General features: G+C 71.9%; 17 protein-coding genes, 1 tRNA gene and 1 pseudogene. 7 read left to right on the forward strand and 12 right to left on the reverse strand.

The window, feature by feature from the left end; all coding sequences use genetic code 11:
- Positions 1–2: 2 nt before the first annotated feature.
- Positions 3–728 (reverse strand): alpha/beta fold hydrolase, encoded by a 726-nt coding sequence (locus ACNQOV_RS05265; protein ID WP_402264919.1) that lies wholly within the window; start codon positions 726–728, stop codon positions 3–5.
- Positions 729–873: 145 nt separating this feature from the next.
- On the opposite strand from ACNQOV_RS05265, the gene ACNQOV_RS05270 reads away from it, so the two are divergent.
- Entirely contained in the window at positions 874–3147 is a 2274-nt protein-coding gene (locus ACNQOV_RS05270; RefSeq protein ID WP_416393665.1) for a helix-turn-helix domain-containing protein, read from the forward strand.
- Positions 3148–3184: 37 nt separating this feature from the next.
- Here the strand turns inward: ACNQOV_RS05270 and ACNQOV_RS05275 are convergent, their stop codons facing one another.
- Positions 3185–3676, reverse strand: a complete 492-nt coding sequence (locus ACNQOV_RS05275; protein ID WP_416393667.1) for a zinc-binding dehydrogenase — start codon at positions 3674–3676, stop codon at positions 3185–3187.
- Here ACNQOV_RS05275 and ACNQOV_RS05280 point away from each other — a divergent pair, their 5' ends adjacent.
- Entirely contained in the window at positions 3677–3850 is a 174-nt protein-coding gene (locus ACNQOV_RS05280) for a hypothetical protein (RefSeq protein WP_416393668.1), read from the forward strand. It abuts the gene before it with no gap.
- Positions 3851–3967: 117 nt separating this feature from the next.
- Here the strand turns inward: ACNQOV_RS05280 and ACNQOV_RS05285 are convergent, their stop codons facing one another.
- Together ACNQOV_RS05285 and ACNQOV_RS05290 are read right to left on the reverse strand one after the other, a co-directional pair.
- Entirely contained in the window at positions 3968–4234 is a 267-nt protein-coding gene (locus ACNQOV_RS05285) for a hypothetical protein (RefSeq protein WP_416393670.1), read from the reverse strand.
- A 35-nt stretch (positions 4235–4269) separates the two neighbouring features.
- Positions 4270–5253: a hypothetical protein gene (locus ACNQOV_RS05290; RefSeq protein WP_416393671.1), complete on the reverse strand. Its 984-nt coding sequence runs from the start codon at positions 5251–5253 to the stop codon at positions 4270–4272.
- A 295-nt stretch (positions 5254–5548) separates the two neighbouring features.
- Between ACNQOV_RS05290 and ACNQOV_RS05295 the strand changes: the two genes are divergently transcribed.
- Positions 5549–5977 carry a hypothetical protein gene (locus tag ACNQOV_RS05295; protein WP_416393672.1) on the forward strand — a complete coding sequence of 143 codons (429 nt, stop codon included), beginning with the start codon at positions 5549–5551 and terminating at the stop codon, positions 5975–5977.
- Positions 5978–6220: 243 nt separating this feature from the next.
- Here the strand turns inward: ACNQOV_RS05295 and ACNQOV_RS05300 are convergent.
- Positions 6221–6292: transfer RNA gene (locus ACNQOV_RS05300), tRNA-Gln, on the reverse strand.
- Between the two features lie 79 nt (positions 6293–6371).
- Here ACNQOV_RS05300 and ACNQOV_RS05305 point away from each other — a divergent pair.
- Together ACNQOV_RS05305 and ACNQOV_RS05310 are read left to right on the forward strand one after the other, a co-directional pair.
- Positions 6372–6866, forward strand: coding sequence for a MarR family winged helix-turn-helix transcriptional regulator (locus ACNQOV_RS05305; protein WP_416393673.1), 495 nt, complete (start codon positions 6372–6374; stop codon positions 6864–6866).
- Between the two features lie 38 nt (positions 6867–6904).
- Complete coding sequence (locus ACNQOV_RS05310; protein WP_022908104.1) at positions 6905–7345, forward strand: VOC family protein; 441 nt, start codon at positions 6905–6907, stop codon at positions 7343–7345.
- A 6-nt stretch (positions 7346–7351) separates the two neighbouring features.
- Here the strand turns inward: ACNQOV_RS05310 and ACNQOV_RS05315 are convergent, their stop codons facing one another.
- The 7 genes and pseudogenes from ACNQOV_RS05315 to ACNQOV_RS05345 form a co-directional block, all read right to left on the reverse strand.
- A complete protein-coding gene (locus ACNQOV_RS05315) occupies positions 7352–8698 on the reverse strand; it encodes an ABC-F family ATP-binding cassette domain-containing protein (protein WP_416393704.1) in 1347 nt (448 codons plus the stop codon).
- A 56-nt stretch (positions 8699–8754) separates the two neighbouring features.
- Positions 8755–9223 (reverse strand): annotated as a pseudogene (locus tag ACNQOV_RS05320) (ATP-binding cassette domain-containing protein); the annotation flags it as partial.
- Positions 9224–9956: 733 nt separating this feature from the next.
- Positions 9957–10355 (reverse strand): PLDc N-terminal domain-containing protein, encoded by a 399-nt coding sequence (locus ACNQOV_RS05325; RefSeq protein ID WP_022908106.1) that lies wholly within the window; start codon positions 10353–10355, stop codon positions 9957–9959.
- A gap of 103 nt (positions 10356–10458) precedes the next feature.
- Positions 10459–10902: a molybdenum cofactor biosynthesis protein MoaE gene (locus tag ACNQOV_RS05330; protein WP_402264935.1), complete on the reverse strand. Its 444-nt coding sequence runs from the start codon at positions 10900–10902 to the stop codon at positions 10459–10461.
- On the reverse strand, positions 10899–11408 hold the full coding sequence (locus tag ACNQOV_RS05335; protein WP_416393674.1) for a MogA/MoaB family molybdenum cofactor biosynthesis protein: 510 nt from the start codon (positions 11406–11408) through the stop codon (positions 10899–10901). The genes ACNQOV_RS05330 and ACNQOV_RS05335 overlap by 4 nt, the downstream gene beginning before the upstream one ends.
- Entirely contained in the window at positions 11405–11896 is a 492-nt protein-coding gene (gene moaC, locus ACNQOV_RS05340) for a cyclic pyranopterin monophosphate synthase MoaC (RefSeq protein WP_416393675.1), read from the reverse strand. Before moaC ends, ACNQOV_RS05335 begins: the two co-directional genes overlap by 4 nt.
- A gap of 11 nt (positions 11897–11907) precedes the next feature.
- Positions 11908–13137, reverse strand: a complete 1230-nt coding sequence (locus ACNQOV_RS05345; RefSeq protein WP_416393677.1) for a molybdopterin molybdotransferase MoeA — start codon at positions 13135–13137, stop codon at positions 11908–11910.
- Between the two features lie 119 nt (positions 13138–13256).
- On the opposite strand from ACNQOV_RS05345, the gene ACNQOV_RS05350 reads away from it, so the two are divergent.
- Together ACNQOV_RS05350 and ACNQOV_RS05355 are read left to right on the forward strand one after the other, a co-directional pair.
- A complete protein-coding gene (locus ACNQOV_RS05350; RefSeq protein WP_261974985.1) occupies positions 13257–14162 on the forward strand; it encodes an MTAP family purine nucleoside phosphorylase in 906 nt (301 codons plus the stop codon).
- Positions 14159–15229 carry an NAD-dependent epimerase/dehydratase family protein gene (locus tag ACNQOV_RS05355; protein WP_416393678.1) on the forward strand — a complete coding sequence of 357 codons (1071 nt, stop codon included), beginning with the start codon at positions 14159–14161 and terminating at the stop codon, positions 15227–15229. The genes ACNQOV_RS05350 and ACNQOV_RS05355 overlap by 4 nt, the downstream gene beginning before the upstream one ends.
- The last annotated feature ends 336 nt before the right edge of the window (positions 15230–15565 follow it).

Here is a 15565-nt window from a genome sequence, read left to right on the forward strand (position 1 = left end):
CGTCAGTCGCGTTCGCCGGCGGTCTCGCGGACGGCGGTCTCGATGACGTCGGCGACGTCCGCCGGGTGGGTGTGCATCACCAGGTGCGGAGCGGGCAGCTCGACGACGCCGCGGAGGCCGGCGCGCTCGTAGCCGAACCGTTCGACGTCGGGGTTGATCGTGTGGTCGTCCGCCGAGACGATGCCCCACCCCGGCGTGGTCTTCCAGGCGGCGACCGATGCCGGTTCGCCGAACGCCGCACCGCTCAGCGGGCGCTGCGACACCGCGAGGACCGCCGCGGTTCCCGGATCGACGCCCTCGGCGAAGACCGGCGGGAACGCGTCGATCTTCACGGACACGTCGGTGCCGTCGTCCGCCCCGGCGATCGGGTAGGGCGTGTACACGAGGTTCGCGGCGAGGTCGGAATCCGGGAAGCCGCCCTGCAGCTGTCCGAGGCTCTCGCCCTCCTCGAGGACGTACCCGGCGACGAAGACGAGTCCGACGACGTTCTCGGCGGCACCCGCCACCGTGACGACCGCCCCGCCGTAGGAGTGCCCGGCGAGGACCACGGGACCGTCGACCGCCTCGGCGACGGCGCGGATGGAGGCGGCGTCATCGGCGAGGCTGCGGTTGTAGACCGGCGGCACGATGACGGTGTGGCCGCGGTCGAGGAGCTCCCGGGTGACCGGGGCCCAGCTGGCGGCGTCGGCGAAGGCGCCGTGCACGAGGATGATGGTGGGCGATGGCATGGTGTGGTCCCCTCCCCGATGGTGCGGTCCGCTCGCTTCTGATCGGACGGTCAGGCACCATGGTGTTGCACCTCATGGAACGGCAACCCGGGGACCCGACACCAGGAAGAAAGCATGAAGAAACCCCGCGTCGACACAGATCCCGATGACTGACCCGCTCGGTGTGCGGTTCCGACGCCACCGACTCACGGCGGGCCTCACGCTCGAAGCGCTCGCGCACGCGTCCGGGATCAGCGACCGGACCATCAGCAACATCGAGCGTGGCATCAGCGCGGCGCCACAACGACGGACCCTCACCGCCCTCATCGACGCGCTCGGGCTCCCCGAACACGAGCAGCAGGCGATGCTCCGTCTGGCGCGCGCGCCGCGCATCGCGGCTGACGGCTCGCTCCGCTCCGCGATGCTCGCGCCCGCACTGGTGACGGACTTCACCGGTCGACCCGACGTGATGCGAGCTGTCGCCGAGTTCCTCGGTCGTCCCGCCACTGACCTCGCTGCGCCGATCCTCGTCATCTGCGGGCCCGCCGGTGTCGGCAAGACGACCCTCGCCCTCGAGGCGCTGAGCCGGCACGGGTACGACACCGGCAAGCGCGCCTTCGTCGACCTGAACGGCATGCACTCGCTCCCCCTGTCGCCCCTCGACGTGCTCCAGTCGCTCATTGCGCAGACGTCGGAGATCCGCGACATCGCGACACTCGACGCGGCCATCACCGAGTGGCGACGCATCACGGCTCGGGAGCGGATCGCCGTGGTCCTGGACAACGCTGCGAACGAGGAGCAGGTCCGTCCCGTGCTCGCCGCGACGAACACCGTGGTCGTCGTCACGTCCCGCCGCAGCCTCGCCGGCCTCGTGAACGTGCACCGTGTCACCCTCGAACCGCTCGACCGCGCCGAGAGCGTGCAGCTGATCGGTCGGATCGTGCCCGCGTCGCAACGCACCGACGCCGATGCGGATGCCCTCGCCAGCGCGTGCGGTGACCTCCCGTTGGCGCTCCGGATCGCCGCGAACCGCGTCGCCGCGCAGCCCCGCTCGACCGTCCGGGACTTCCTCGACACGATGACCGCGCGGCGCGATCCCCTCCGCGCGCTGGTCGCCGGCGACCTCGCCGTCGAGCCGGCCCTGACGCTCTCCTACGGCCACACCGATGCCGCGTCACAGCACCTGTTCCGCAGCCTCGCGCTCATCGACGGCGCCACGTTCGACGCGGACCTCGCCGCAGCGGCAGCGTCCGCCGACGTCGACGAGGCCGCCGACGTCGACGAGACCGCCGAGCGCCTCGACGAGCTCACCGACCTCGGACTGGTCGAGGCCCGCGGCGGGAACCGCTACCAGCTCCACGACCTCGTCCGGCTGTTCGCCGCGGCACTCTCGCGACGCGACGAGCCGGCCACCGCACGGCAGCGGCGGGCGCTCCGGCACTGGGTGCTCGCCACCGCGCAGAACGCCGGACTGTGGTTCGAACCCGACCGCGAGCCGGATCCCGCCGCCCCCGGACGCCACTTCGACTCCGCCGAACAGGCTCGAACGTGGTTGCGCATCGAGGGCCCGCAGTGGGCGAGCGCGGCGACCCAGGCCTTCGCGCTCGGCGAGGACCGGCTCGTGCTCGACGTCGCCGAAGCCCTGCACTGGTTCTCCGACACCTGGCCCGCGTGGGACCTCTGGCGGATCCTGTTCCTCACGTCGGCCGACGCCGCCGAGCGATCCGGTACCGACCGGGACGTCGCCGTGCACCGGGGCTACGCCGCGTGGCTCCACCTCACCCAGGGCGAGTTCGACGCCGCCCTGCGCGACGCCCGACGCGCCGTCGCCGCGGCGGACCGGACCGACGACGACAAGGAACGGGGATGGGCGTCGTTCTACCTCGCCTGGGCGCACGGACGCCTCCTCGACCACGACGCCGCGCTGCGCGAGGCGAGCCGCGCCATGGAGCACCTCACGCGCGCCGGCGACGAGGAGGGCACCACCCAGGTGCTCGCGATGATCGCCAACTTCCTGATGCACACCGGCGACCTCGCCGGCGCGGCCCGGCACTACGAGGACGTCCTCGGGCTCCTCGAACGCCGCAGCGGTTCGGTCCCGCCGAACCTCGTCCTCGTGACCGGCGTGAACACGAGGGCCCTCCTCGCGAAGGTCCTCAACCGCGACGGGCAGCCGGCGTACGCGCTCGAGACCATGCCCGGGGTGATCGAGGAGGCGACGGCGGCGCAGTTCCCCGACGGCCTCGCTCGCGCACACCTCGAGCTCGCCCACGCGTTGCACCTCACCGGGCGCTCCGGCGACGCCGGAGTCCACCTCGAGATCGCCGACCGGACCGCGACGGAGCACCGTCTCCTCGGGGTCATCCCCGAGATCGAGAAGCTCCGGTCCGGATGGAGCGGTTCCGACGTGCCGGGAGATCCGACGCCGACCGGTCCGTGACCTGCGTGTCGGGCGGGTCGACGGTCGGCTCCGATCCTCACTCGACGATGGAGACGACGACCTTGCCGCGGGTGCCACCGCGACGGGCTGCCTCGACCGCCGCAGGGGTCTCGGCGAAGGGGAAGACCCGGCCCACGACCGGACGGATGATGCCGGCGTCGACGAGGTCGGCGATCTCCGACAGCTGCGGACCGGATGCGCGCATGAAGAGGAACGAGTAGTCGACTCCGAGTCGTCGCGCCCGTCGTCGGATCGCAGCGCTGATGACGCCGATCACCGTCCGGAGCACCGGGTTCAGCCCGGCGGCCGCGGCGAAGGTCGGGTCGGGCGGTCCGACGATGCTGACGGCGGTGCCGCCACGACGGAGGACCGTGAGGGAACGCTCGAGGTTCTTCCCGCCGACGGTGTCGACCACGACGTCGAAGTCGGACAGGCGCTCGGCGAAGTCCTCCGTCCGGTAGTCGATGACCTCGTCCGCGCCGATCGAGCGGAGCCACTCGGCGTTCGATCCGCTCGCGGTCGTCGCCACGTGGGCACCGAGGTGCCGGGCGAGCTGGTCGCTGCCGCGCTCATGCTTGCCCTGGGGCTCCTGAACCTGATCATCAACACTGGCCGGATCGGCTCCTGGCTGCCGCTGGTCGTGATGATGCCCTGGTCGCTGTATCTCGGTGTGTGGAGCCTCCGCAATCAGGACAAGCGCTAACCCACCAGCGCAAGCGCTCGTTCGGTAGCCGATCGTTGGCCGAGACAGGCCGGCCTGCGGACACGACAGCGCCCCGGCCGTTTCCGACCGGGGCGCTGTGCTGCTTGCGACACTCCGTCAGTGCGATGGTGCTGATGAGGAGGCACGCTCGTTTCGACGCTGGATGATCGCGACGATGCTGCTGACGATGAAGGCGGCGAGGCCGATCCCGAACAACCACAGGCCAGCTTCGAACCCGCCGACGATGACGTCCGGTGTGTATCCCGGCTCGATACCACTGTTTTCCTGCATGCGGTAGTCGACGCCCATTGCGATGAGGAACCCAATGGTGATCAGCACGCCAAGACCGGCGGCGATAGCGGATCCGATGACGAACTTCTTCATATGCTCAGTCTCCCGTCGAAAAGGATGTTCGGTGGCTACCAGTTGCAGCGGTGCGATGCGACGCCGGAGACCCAGTTCGCGCGGTTCGCCCGGTACCGTTCGAGGTTGTAGTCCTGAGTGAACGGCAACCCGTAGACGCTTGCAGCGACGTGGCAGTTGTACTGCTGCTGCAGGGTGGCCTTGTTCGTGATTGCGGGCCACTTCTTCTTCCACTCGTCCCACCCGGAACCGCGGAACACAGCCTGGCCTGCCGCGTAGCCTCCGACGCCACCGCCACCGCTGAGAACGATCGCGCCGGGCCCGGTGACCCAAGCGCTGTAGCGGTAGTCCCCGTGGTAGGTGTCACGCTTGAAGCTCTTGAACAAGGTGATCCCGAGCCACGGATCGGCCACCACCGGGTACTGCGTAGCCGCGTCGTGCTCAACCACCTGCGTCAACGTGTTCCCGTGCACCTCGTACCGGGTTGCCACCGGCTCCCCGGTCGCATCCTTCGCCCACGCGGGTGTAACGGTGCCGGCGAACTCGCCCGTCTCGTCAGTGATGAGGACCACGCCATCATCGCGGACCGTGATGGCTCCACCTGCCGGCACGGACAAGTCGTAGTCGTACCGGGTCGGCGCTGCAGCGTCTTCGATGACGGTCAGGATCTGCAAACTGCCGTCCTCCCGCACCACCGAAGTCGTGGTTGACGAGTTGTTATTGTCGAAGGTCGCCACCCCGGTACTCGCAACGACCGCGTCTGCTGCCTGGTCCGCGAAGGGCAGCGACACCGTCAACTCGCGGTCGCTGGTGCGGAGCGCAGCTCCATCAGCAGCGTCCGTTGGGACGCTGACTTCAACATCGCCCGCGGCGAAGGTTGCAGCCTCACTCCCGGACTCGGACGTGTCAGCGGCCGCGTCGAGGACCTCCGGCGCGACAGAGGCGATAACGGCCAATGCATCCGTGGGCCGTTCGTCAGCGTGCGCCACCGCCGACGTCCCCAGCATCGCAGCAGCAGACAGCAGCCCCACTCCTGCCATGCCCACAGTTCTTCCCGCTCGAGACACTGTCTCCCCCTCGATCATCTGTTGGGAGCCCTCCGCCCCCTGAACAGTGATCCTATGAGAACACTCAGAGTAGCGCTCCAAGCTTCGAGACGAAGCTCACGCGCTTCTCCGTCAGCGCCGTAAGGAGCGTTCCCGCTACCGGCTCATCCCCCGTAGCGGTTACGACGCCACCGGCGCGCGCCAGTACTCCTACCCGGAGTTCACCGACCCGAAGGTCTACGACGCAGAGTCCGACACCTGGATCGACGTTGTCATCCCAGGCAAGACCGTGAAAGTCCCCGGGGTTCTCAGCGACAAGAACGGCGTCAAGAACCAGAACCACCTCAAGTACGGTCAGGAGTACGAGTACAAGTCCGACGTGTGGCGCGCCTGGTTCGGCAAGCGCAACAACGTCGAGAACGGTAATTCGTGTCTCAAGGACGCGGACCGCGAGGCGCTCGGAGTTCCCATGAAGCGACGCATGCGTGGCCCCTGGATCGTCGAGATGGCCGGCGCCATGGCAGCAGCGAGCGCCAACATCTCCCGCATGACCGACTGGCTCAAGGCCCGCCTCGCTCTCCGGGGAATGAACCGCATGAACCGCTCGAGCGCCGCGCTCTTCGAGCCCGGCCTCGACAGCCTCACGGTCGAAGAGCACGATCGCCGAAACCCGTTCAACCGACTTGCGGAGATAGAGCAACTCAGACTCATCGCATAGAGCACTGCTCGCTCCGAACTGAACATCGAACCTCCTGACGGTCGCCCCGGCCGCGGTACCCCCTGCCCGTTCTTCGGGCCGGGGTTCTGCCGTTGGCGCAGAGCACCTTCGGCCTAGGGGTGCAGTCGCGTTCGACGTCTCGCAGTTCATCCCCGGGGCGCCCAACCCGACTTCCGGGGCCGCCGAGCTCCCCAGCCGTGAAAAGTCTCAACCCGAACGCCGAAAACTCGGATCACCCCCGAGCTCCGCCTCCAGGATTCGAACCCGGACCTAACGGCACCAAAGGCCGTCGTGCTGCCATTACACCAAGGCGGAACGCGCACGGAGGCGCCAGACCATCCTCCCATGACGCGGCGACTGGTCGTGCAGCCCCGGCTTCCGCCAAGATGGTCAGATGCCGCATGAGGACGAGGTCGACCGCATCGTCGCGGCGTGGGGTCGCGAGCGCGCCGACCTGGACTTCGGTCCGCTCGAGGTCCTGTCCCGCGTGGACCGGCTCGCGCGGCACCTCGACCGTGCCCGACGTGCCGCGTTCGACGCCGGTGCCATGGAGCCGTGGGAGTTCGACGTCCTCTCGGCGCTGCGGCGGGCGGGCGAGCCGTACGAACTGAGCCCGAAGTCACTGCTGCAGCAGACGCTGGTGTCGAGCGGCACCATGACGAACCGGGTGGACCGGCTCGCGGCGCGCGGGCTGGTCGGCCGGCGCACGGACCCGAAGGACGGCCGGGGCATCCTCGTCTCGTTGACGGCGAAGGGCCGGGTCGCCGTGGACGCAGCGATCGCCGACCTGCTGACGGCCGAGCGGGACATCCTGGCCGGGGTCTCCGACGACGAGCAGGACCAGCTCGCCGGACTGCTCCGTCGGCTCATCCTGGGCCTCGGGGACTGAGCCGTCCCCGCGGCGAGACCGGGCGTAGTCTCCGGCCCATGCACGCGATCACCCTGGCCGTCGCCGACGTCGCACGATCGGCGGCGTTCTACCGCGCACTGCTCGGCATCGAGGGCAGCGGGATCATCGGCACCGAGTACCCGTCGACCGAGACCGAGGCGGGCGGCACGACGGCGATGTTCACCCTCGACGACGGGCTCATCGTCAGCGTCTACGGCCGCGACGACATGGTGAAGGACTCGGGTGTCGACCTCGCCGACGGCCCCGCGGCGACGATCGGGCACTTCGTCGAGAGCCAGGCCGACGCCGAGGCGTTCCTCGACCGGGCCCGGGCCGCCGGCGCCACGATGCTCGCGCCGCCGTACACGCGCCCGTGGGGGATGTGGTCCGGCTTCTTCCAGGACCCGGACGGCCACCTGTGGGAGGTCGTCGCGAACCCCGGCGGCGGTGCACCGTCGGAGGCACAGCCGGCCGAGTAGACCGTCTCAGACCCCGAGCTGCTCCGCGACCTCGAGCCAGCGCTCCTCGAGCTGCTCGATCTCGGCCTCGTGCGCCGCCAGCTTCGCCTGGAGCTCCCCGAGGCCCGCGTAGTCCGCCTGGTCGTGCGTCGCGAACTGGTCGAGCAGCTTCTTCCGGTCGTCCCCGACCTTCGCGATCTTCCGGTCGAGCGCCGACATCTCCTTCTCGGCGGTCCGCCGCTCTGCGCCGGACAGGCTGGAGGCGGCCGCAGCGGACGCGCCGGGACCGGTCGACGCCGTGGACCCGGCCACGGGACCGGCCGAGCCGGTCCCGCCTGCGGTGTCGGGCCTCCCGGCTGACGCGGCGGCAGCCGCAGAGGCGGTCCCGCCACCGGTGCCGGCTGCACGGAGTCGCATGTACTCGTCGACGCCACCCGGCAGGTGCCGCAGGTGGCCGCCGAGGACGGCGTACTGCTGGTCCGTGACGCGCTCGAGCAGGTACCGGTCGTGGGAGACGACCAGCAGTGTGCCCGGCCAGGTGTCGAGCAGGTCCTCCATGGCGGCGAGCATGTCGGTGTCGAGGTCGTTGGTGGGCTCGTCGAGGATGAGCACGTTCGGCTCGTCGAGCAGGATGAGCATGAGCTGCAGGCGGCGCTTCTGCCCACCGCTCAGGTCCTTGACCGGCGTCGACAGCTGCGCCGACGTGAAGCCGAGGCGTTCGAGCAGCTGGGACGGCGTCATCTCCTTGCCGTCGGCGACGTAGCTCGTCTTCTTGCGGGCGACGACCTCGCGCACACGGTCGTCGGCGAACTGCGCGAGGTCGGCGAGCTGCTGGTCGAGCACCGCGACCTGCACGGTCTTGCCCGTCTTCACGCGGCCGTTCGTGGGCTGGAGCCGTCCGGACACGAGACTCAGCAGGGTCGACTTGCCGGCACCGTTCGGACCGAGGATGCCGGTGCGCTCCCCCGGTGCGATCCGCCACTCGATGCGGTCCAGGATCTCGGTGCCGTCGAACGAGACGCTGACGTCGAGCAGGTCGACGACGTCCTTGCCGAGGCGCGCGGTGGCCGTCTTCGCGAGGGCGACCGTGTCGCGGATCGGCGGCACGTCGTCGATGAGGGCGTTCGCCGCGTCGATGCGGAACTTCGGCTTGCTCGTACGGGCCGGGGCGCCGCGGCGGAGCCACGCGAGCTCCTTGCGGGCGAGGTTCTGCCGGCGCTGCTCGCTCGCGGCGGCCTGCCGGTCGCGCTCGACGCGCTGCAGGATGTACGCCGCGTAGCCGCCCTCGAAGGGGTCGACGACGCCGTCGTGGACCTCCCACGTGTCGGTCGACACGGCGTCGAGGAACCAGCGGTCGTGCGTCACGACCACCATGCCGCCCTGGTTCGCCGACCACCGGCGGTTGATGTGCTCCGCGAGCCACTGGATGCCCTCGACGTCGAGGTGGTTCGTCGGCTCGTCGAGGAACAGCACGTCCCAGTCGCCGACCAGCAGCCGCGCGAGCGCCACGCGACGCCGCTGCCCACCGCTCAGCTCGTCCACCGAGACGTCCCACGGGATGTCCGACACGAGGCCGCCGATGATGTCGCGGATCTTCGGGTCGCCCGCCCACTCGTGCTCGGCCAGGTCGCCGACGACGACGGTGCCGACGGTCTCCCCCGCCGGCAGGATGTCGCGCTGGTCGAGGTAGCCGACGGTCAGCCCGCGGCGGTGCGTGACGCGGCCGCCGTCCGGCTCGAGGCGCTGGGCCAGCAGGGCGAGGAGGGTCGACTTGCCGTCGCCGTTCCGGCCGACGACGCCGATGCGGTCACCCTCGTCGATGCCGAGGGTGACGTTGTCGAAGACGACCTTGGTGGGGAACTCGAGATGGAGGTTCTCGGCGCCGAGGAGATGAGCCACCCGTCAAGGGTAGGCGGCGCAGCGGGGTGGTCGGTGCGGGGGCGGTGAGGGAGCGCGGGCACGCACGGTGCGGGGTGGCGGGGCAGCGCGGGCACGCATGGTGCGGGGTGGTCGGTGCGGGGTGGCGGTGCAGCGCGGGCGCGCACGGTGCGGGGTTGCTCAGCGGGATCTGTGGGGCCGGGGCGGCGGTGCTGGGGTGGCGGTGCAGCGCGGGCGCGCACGGTGCGGGGTTGCTCAGCGGGTGCGGCGCTGCCCGCTCGGTGCGAGCTTGTAACGCCGCACGAAGCGGTCAACCTCGCACCGGCCGACGCACCTCGCACCGTGCGACGCCCAGGAGGCGCACCCCACCTCCCCCACACCGGCCCGCGTCGCGCGCGGCGCGGCCAGGAGCGCACCGTTCCGGCTCGGAAGGCGGCACCGCCCGATGCGCACCGTGCAGCGTTGTCTACCGGGTGCGGCGCTGCCCGCTCGGTGCGAGCTTGTAACACCGCACGAAGCGGTTAACCTCGCACCGGCCGACGCACCACGCACCGGCCGACGCACCACGCACCGGCCGACGCACCACGCACCGGCCGACGCACCACGCACCGGCCGACGCACCTCGCACCGGCCGACGCACCGCCCGCCGGACCACGCACCGGCCGACGCTCCTCGCACCGGCCGCCGGACCGCGCACCGGCCGACGCACCACGCACCGGCCGCCGGACCGTGCGACGCCGACCGGACGCGCTCGTCAGCTCGACGGCGCGACGTCGCTCTCGCCCGCGGCTTCCTTCGCCCGCTTGAGGCGCGCCTGGGCCTCCCAGTACTCGATCTCGCGCTCGAGCTCGGCGAGTTCCTGCTCCGTGCCACTCACGCGCTTGTCACCGTGGGCGCTGCGCGCGTCACCGAGCGTGGCGTACCGGTCCTCGTGGCGGTTCGGCTCGATGTACCGTCCGTGGTTCCGGTCACCGGGGGCCCAGTCGTGCCCGACGGCGAACCACACGATGCTGCCGACCACGGGCACGAGGACCACGAGGAGCACCCACGCGAACTTCGGGAGTCCACGGACCTGGTCGTCGCCCTTGGTGAGGATGTCGATCAAGGCGAAGACCAGCAGGACCACACCGGCCCCGTACAGCAGCACGCTCATGGTCCCGGATTCTATGGATCCGCTCGGAACCAGCGCTACGCCCCGAACGCGTGGCGCGGTTGCGATCCGGCAACGGTCAGCTGCGGAGTCCCACAGGGTTGGATCAGAGGGCGGCGACCCACTCGTCGGAACCGTCGGTGAACCGCTGGTGCTTCCAGATGGGCACCTGCTCCTTCACGAGGTCGACGAGGGCCCCGCAGGCAGCGAAGGCCTCGGCACGGTGCGGCGACGACACGGCTGCGGCGAGCGCCACGTCCCCGATGCCGAGCGCGCCGACGCGGTGCAGCACCGCGATGCGGACCTCGGGGTGGGCGGCGGCGATCGTCCGGGCCACCTCGGCGATGACCTCGCCGGCGCTCGGGTGCCGTTCGTACTCGAGGGCGGTCACCCCCTTGCCGTCGTCGTGGTCGCGGACGACTCCGGCGAAGGTGACGACCGCGCCGTCCTGGTCGGTGGCGACGACGGCGGCGACCTCGTCGACGGTGATGGACCGGTCGACGACGTCGGCGAGGACGACGCGCTCGGGGGCGTCGGCGGGGCCGTTCACGAGGCGCTCCGCGGTGCGTGGCCCTCGCCCGAGACCTGGGCGAGGACGTGGTCGAGCAGGCCGTCGAGGACCGCGAGCCCGTCGGCGACACCACCGCGCGAGCCGGGGAGCGCGACGATCAGGGTGCCACCGGCGATCCCCGCGACGCCCCGGCTCAGCAGCGCGGTGGGGCCGGCGCCGGCGAGCCCACGGCGGCGGATCTCCTCGGCGAGGCCGGGCAGCTCGAGGTCGATGAGCGGCGCGATCGCCTCGGGCGTGCGGTCGGTCGGGGTGACGCCGGTGCCGCCCGTGGTGATGACGACCCGGGCGTCCGACAGGAGCTCGGCCGACACCGTCTCGGCGATCGGGCCGCCGTCGGGGACGATGATCGGCTCCGTCACGGTGAAGGCGCGTTCGCGGAGCCAGCCCGCGATGACGGGGCCGGTCCGGTCGAGGGCCGGGTCGACGGAGGCCTGGGTGGACACCACCACCACGGCCGCTCGTCCCCGTGTCGGCTGCGAGGTCATCGGTTGCTCCAGTCCCCGGAGCGCCCGCCGTGCTTCTCGAGCACCCGGACGTCCGTGATCACGGCCGCGCGGTCGACGGCCTTCACCATGTCGTACACGGTCAGTGCCGCGATGCTCGCGCCGGTGAGGGCTTCCATCTCGACGCCCGTCCGTGAGGTCGTGCGCACGGACACCTCGACGATGACGCGGTCCTGTGCCCCGGTGATGTCGACCTCGACCCCGGCGATCGGCAGTGGGTGGCAGAGCGGGACCAGGTCGGAGGTCTTCTTCACGGCCATGATCGCGGCGATCCGGGCGGTGCCGATCACCTCGCCCTTGGGGAGCGACCCGTCGAGGATGCGAGCGACCACGTCGGGACGGGTGACGAGCGTCGCCGTGGCGGTGGCGGAGCGTGCGGTGACGTCCTTCTCGGAGACGTCGACCATGTGCGCGGTGCCGTCGGCGCGGACGTGCGACAGGTCACCGCCGGGCGGGGTCGGGTCGGGCATCGGTTCACCGGTCAACGGAGGCTCCAGACGGTCAGGGGGTCGCCGGGTTCGACGGTGGTGGTGCCGACCGGGACGTGGACGAGGTGCGTGGCCGCGGCGTAGTGCGCGAGCAGGTGGGAGCTCGGGCCGCCCACGAAGTGCACGCGGCCGCCCTCGACCCGGCCGCGGCGGACCTGGTGCTTGGTGGACGGCGAGGTCGCCGACTCGGCTGCGGGGAGCTCCTGCGCCGGCCGGTCGTCGGGCAGGCCGGCGTCTTCGGCGAGGAGCGGCCGGAGGAACAGCTCGAACGAGACGAGCGCCGAGACGGGGTTGCCCGGGAACGAGACCACCGGCACGTCCCGGCCCGCGAGCTCGACCGTGCCGGACGCCTGGGGGCCGCCGGGCTGCACGGCGACCGGGGTGACCACGAGGCCACGCGGTTCGAGGGCCTGCCGCACGACCTCGTACGCGCCGGCGCTGATCCCGCCGGTGGTGAGGACGAGGTCGGCCCAGTCCCCCACCGCCTCGTCGAGGGCACCCGTGAACGCGGGGACGTCGTCCGGCACGCGGACCGCCCGCGTCTCGACCCCGACCTGGGCGAGGGCGGCCCGCAGGGCGATGCCGTTCGCGTCGCCGATCGTGGCGTCACCGGCGCCGCGGAGCTCCGACCCGGTGGAGACGACGAGCACCCGCAGCCGCCGCACGAGGTCGACCGCGGTGACCCCGGCGGACGCCAGCGTGCCGAGCAGTGCGGGCGTCACGGCGGTGCCGGCCGGTGCGAGTCCGCCGCCGCGCGCGAGGTCCGTGCCGGTCCCGCGCACGAACGTCCCCGCGGCGAGGTCGTCCGGCACCGTGACCTCGGTCAGGGACAGCACGGCCGGGAAGGAGCCGGGTCCCGTCGCCTCGACCGGGAAGACCGCGTCGGCGCCGTCCGGGATCCGCGCTCCGGTCATGATGGGCGCCGCGGTCCCGGGGTCCAGCGGAGCGGGGACGACCCCCGCGGGGACGGGCTCGACCACCCGCAGCCCACGACCGGCGTCGGCGGCGCGGACGGCGAAGCCGTCCATCTGGCTGTTGTCGAACGGTGGGAGCGGCACGGGTGCGACGACCGCACGTGCCAGCACGCGGTACCCCCGCCCGCTGCCGGCACCGGTGGCGAGGTCGTCGACGTCCCGCGCCTCCGGGACGGACGTACGCCTGCCGGACAGGACCGGCGCGACCAGGGCGGCGATCTCGTCGCGGTGCTGACCGATCGTTCGCACGTGCGCCTCCGAACAGGTGAGATGTGTGCCCGCTCCCGGTTCGACCGAGGGCGGTCCCAGTAGCGTAACGAGCGCGCAGAACGCGCCGAGGACCATTCGGAGGACCTGTGGAGAACGACGTGACCACGACCGGAGCTGTGGACGAGACGCGTGTGGGCATCGGGGTGATCGGCGGTTCGGGACTCTACGAGCTGTTCGAGCCCGGCACCGCGGACGAGGTCGACGTCGACACCCCGTTCGGCGCCACGTCGAGCCCGATCAGCATCGGGACCATGTCCGGCAAGCGGGTGGCGTTCCTCACCCGGCACGGCCGCGAGCACTCCGTGGCGCCGCACCGCATCAACCACCGGGCGAACCTGTGGGCACTGCGCTCGCTCGGCGTCCGTGCCGTGGTGTCGTCCAGCGCGGTCGGTGGCCTGCACCCCGACTACGCCCCCGGGACGTTCGTCGTCACCGACCAGCTCATCGACCGGACATGGGGCCGAGCGGACACGTTCTTCGAGGACGCCGTGCAGCACCTGTCCTTCGCGGACCCGTTCGACCCTGCGCTGCGACGCGTCGCGATCGGTGCGATCGAGCGCCTCGACGTACCGTTCCGCCCGACGGGCACGTGCGTGGTGATCCAGGGGCCGCGGTTCTCGACGCGTGCGGAGTCCATCTGGATGCGCGAGGCCGGCGGCCACACGATCAACATGACGATGACGCCCGAGGTCCCCCTCGCGGCCGAGCTCGGCATCGGGACGGTGAACCTCTCGTTCGTGACCGACGCCGACGCTGGCCTGGCCCCGTCCGAGGCCGAGGCAGAAGCGCAGGCCACCGCCGGAACCGGCGAGGCACCGGTCACCCACGGCATGGTGATGGAGCGCCTGGCCCGGGCGAACGAGGTGATCGTCCGTGCGATCGGTTCGATCGTCGCGGCGATCCCGGACGACTACACCCCCCGGGAGCTCGTCCCGGCCGCGGCGAGCGCGAGCGCGATGACGAGCGCACGCCCCGCAGCAGCGACCACGGAGGCCTCCGCGTGACCCGCCTGCTCGTCACCGGCGGCGCCGGCTTCATCGGGTCCGCGATCGTCCGCCGTGCCCTGGCCGACGGCCACGAGGTGCGCGTGCTCGACTCCCTCCGCGACGACGTCCACGGCGACCCCGCGGAGATCGTCACCGCGCACCAGCAGCAGGGCATCGAGTTCGTGCACGGCGACGTCCGCGACCGGATCAGCCTCGACGCCGCCCTCGACGGGGTCGACGTGGTCTGCCACCAGGCCGCCAAGGTCGGACTGGGCGTCGACTTCCAGGACGCCCCCGACTACGTCTCGTCGAACGACGCCGGCACCGCCCACGTCCTCGCCGGCATGGACCGCCACGGCATCGGCCGCCTCGTGGTCGCCAGCTCGATGGTCGTCTACGGCGAAGGCGCCTACACGACGGCGTCCGGCGAGCCCGTGCGCCCGCCGGCCCGTCGTCGCGCCGACCTCGACGCCGGGGAGTTCGACCCGATCGGACCGGACGGCAAGCCGCTCCTGCCTGGGCTGATCGACGAGTCGGCAGCGCTCGACCCGCGCAACGTCTACGCGCAGACGAAGGTGGCGCAGGAGCACCTCGCGTCCTCGTGGTCGCGAGCGACCGGTGGTCGGGCGATCGCGCTCCGCTACCACAACGTCTACGGTCCGGGCATGCCCGCGAACACCCCGTACGCCGGGGTCGCCTCGCTGTTCCGGTCGGCACTCGCCCGTGGCGAGGCGCCGCGCGTCTTCGAGGACGGCCGCCAGCGGCGCGACTTCGTGCACGTCGACGACGTCGCGGGGGCGAACGCCGCATCGATCGCCGCGACGGCGGACCTGCCCGCCGAGACGTTCCGGGCGTACAACGTCGGGTCCGGCATCGTGCACACGATCGGGGAGATGGCCGCCGCGATCGCCGGGCCCGAGGGTCCCCAGCCGGTCGTCACCGGCGAGTACCGGCTCGGGGACGTCCGGCACGTCACGGCGTCGTCGGACCGGATCGCCGCCGAGCTCGGGTGGCGTGCCGAGGTCGACTTCGAGCGCGGCATGCGGGAGTTCCAGTCGGCGCCGCTGCGCGCGGCGGTGCGGTAGCCGGCCCCGCCCCGTGCGGGCGGAACGCGCTGCATGGGCGGCGCGGACGAGCGGGCACGACTCGCCGCTCGCGTTCGTCGAGCGGGCGGAACCGGCCGCACCGCGGCCGCGAACGGGACGTTTCTTGCCCGCTCGGCGAGCAGATCGGCGAGCGGGCGAGCGAGCCGGCGAGCAGGCCGGCGAGCGCACGACGCGTGACCGCCTGGAGGCGGGGGGGGGGGGGGGGGGGGGGGGGGGCCCCGCCCCCCCCCCCCCCCCCCCCCCCCCGGGGGGGGCCGGGCCGGGGCCCCCCCCCCCCCCCCCCCCCCCCGCCTCCAGGCCCTCGCCACCACGTCG

The sequence above is a fragment of the Curtobacterium sp. LFS084 genome (genome assembly GCF_047977705.1).
GTDB lineage: Bacteria > Actinomycetota > Actinomycetes > Actinomycetales > Microbacteriaceae > Curtobacterium.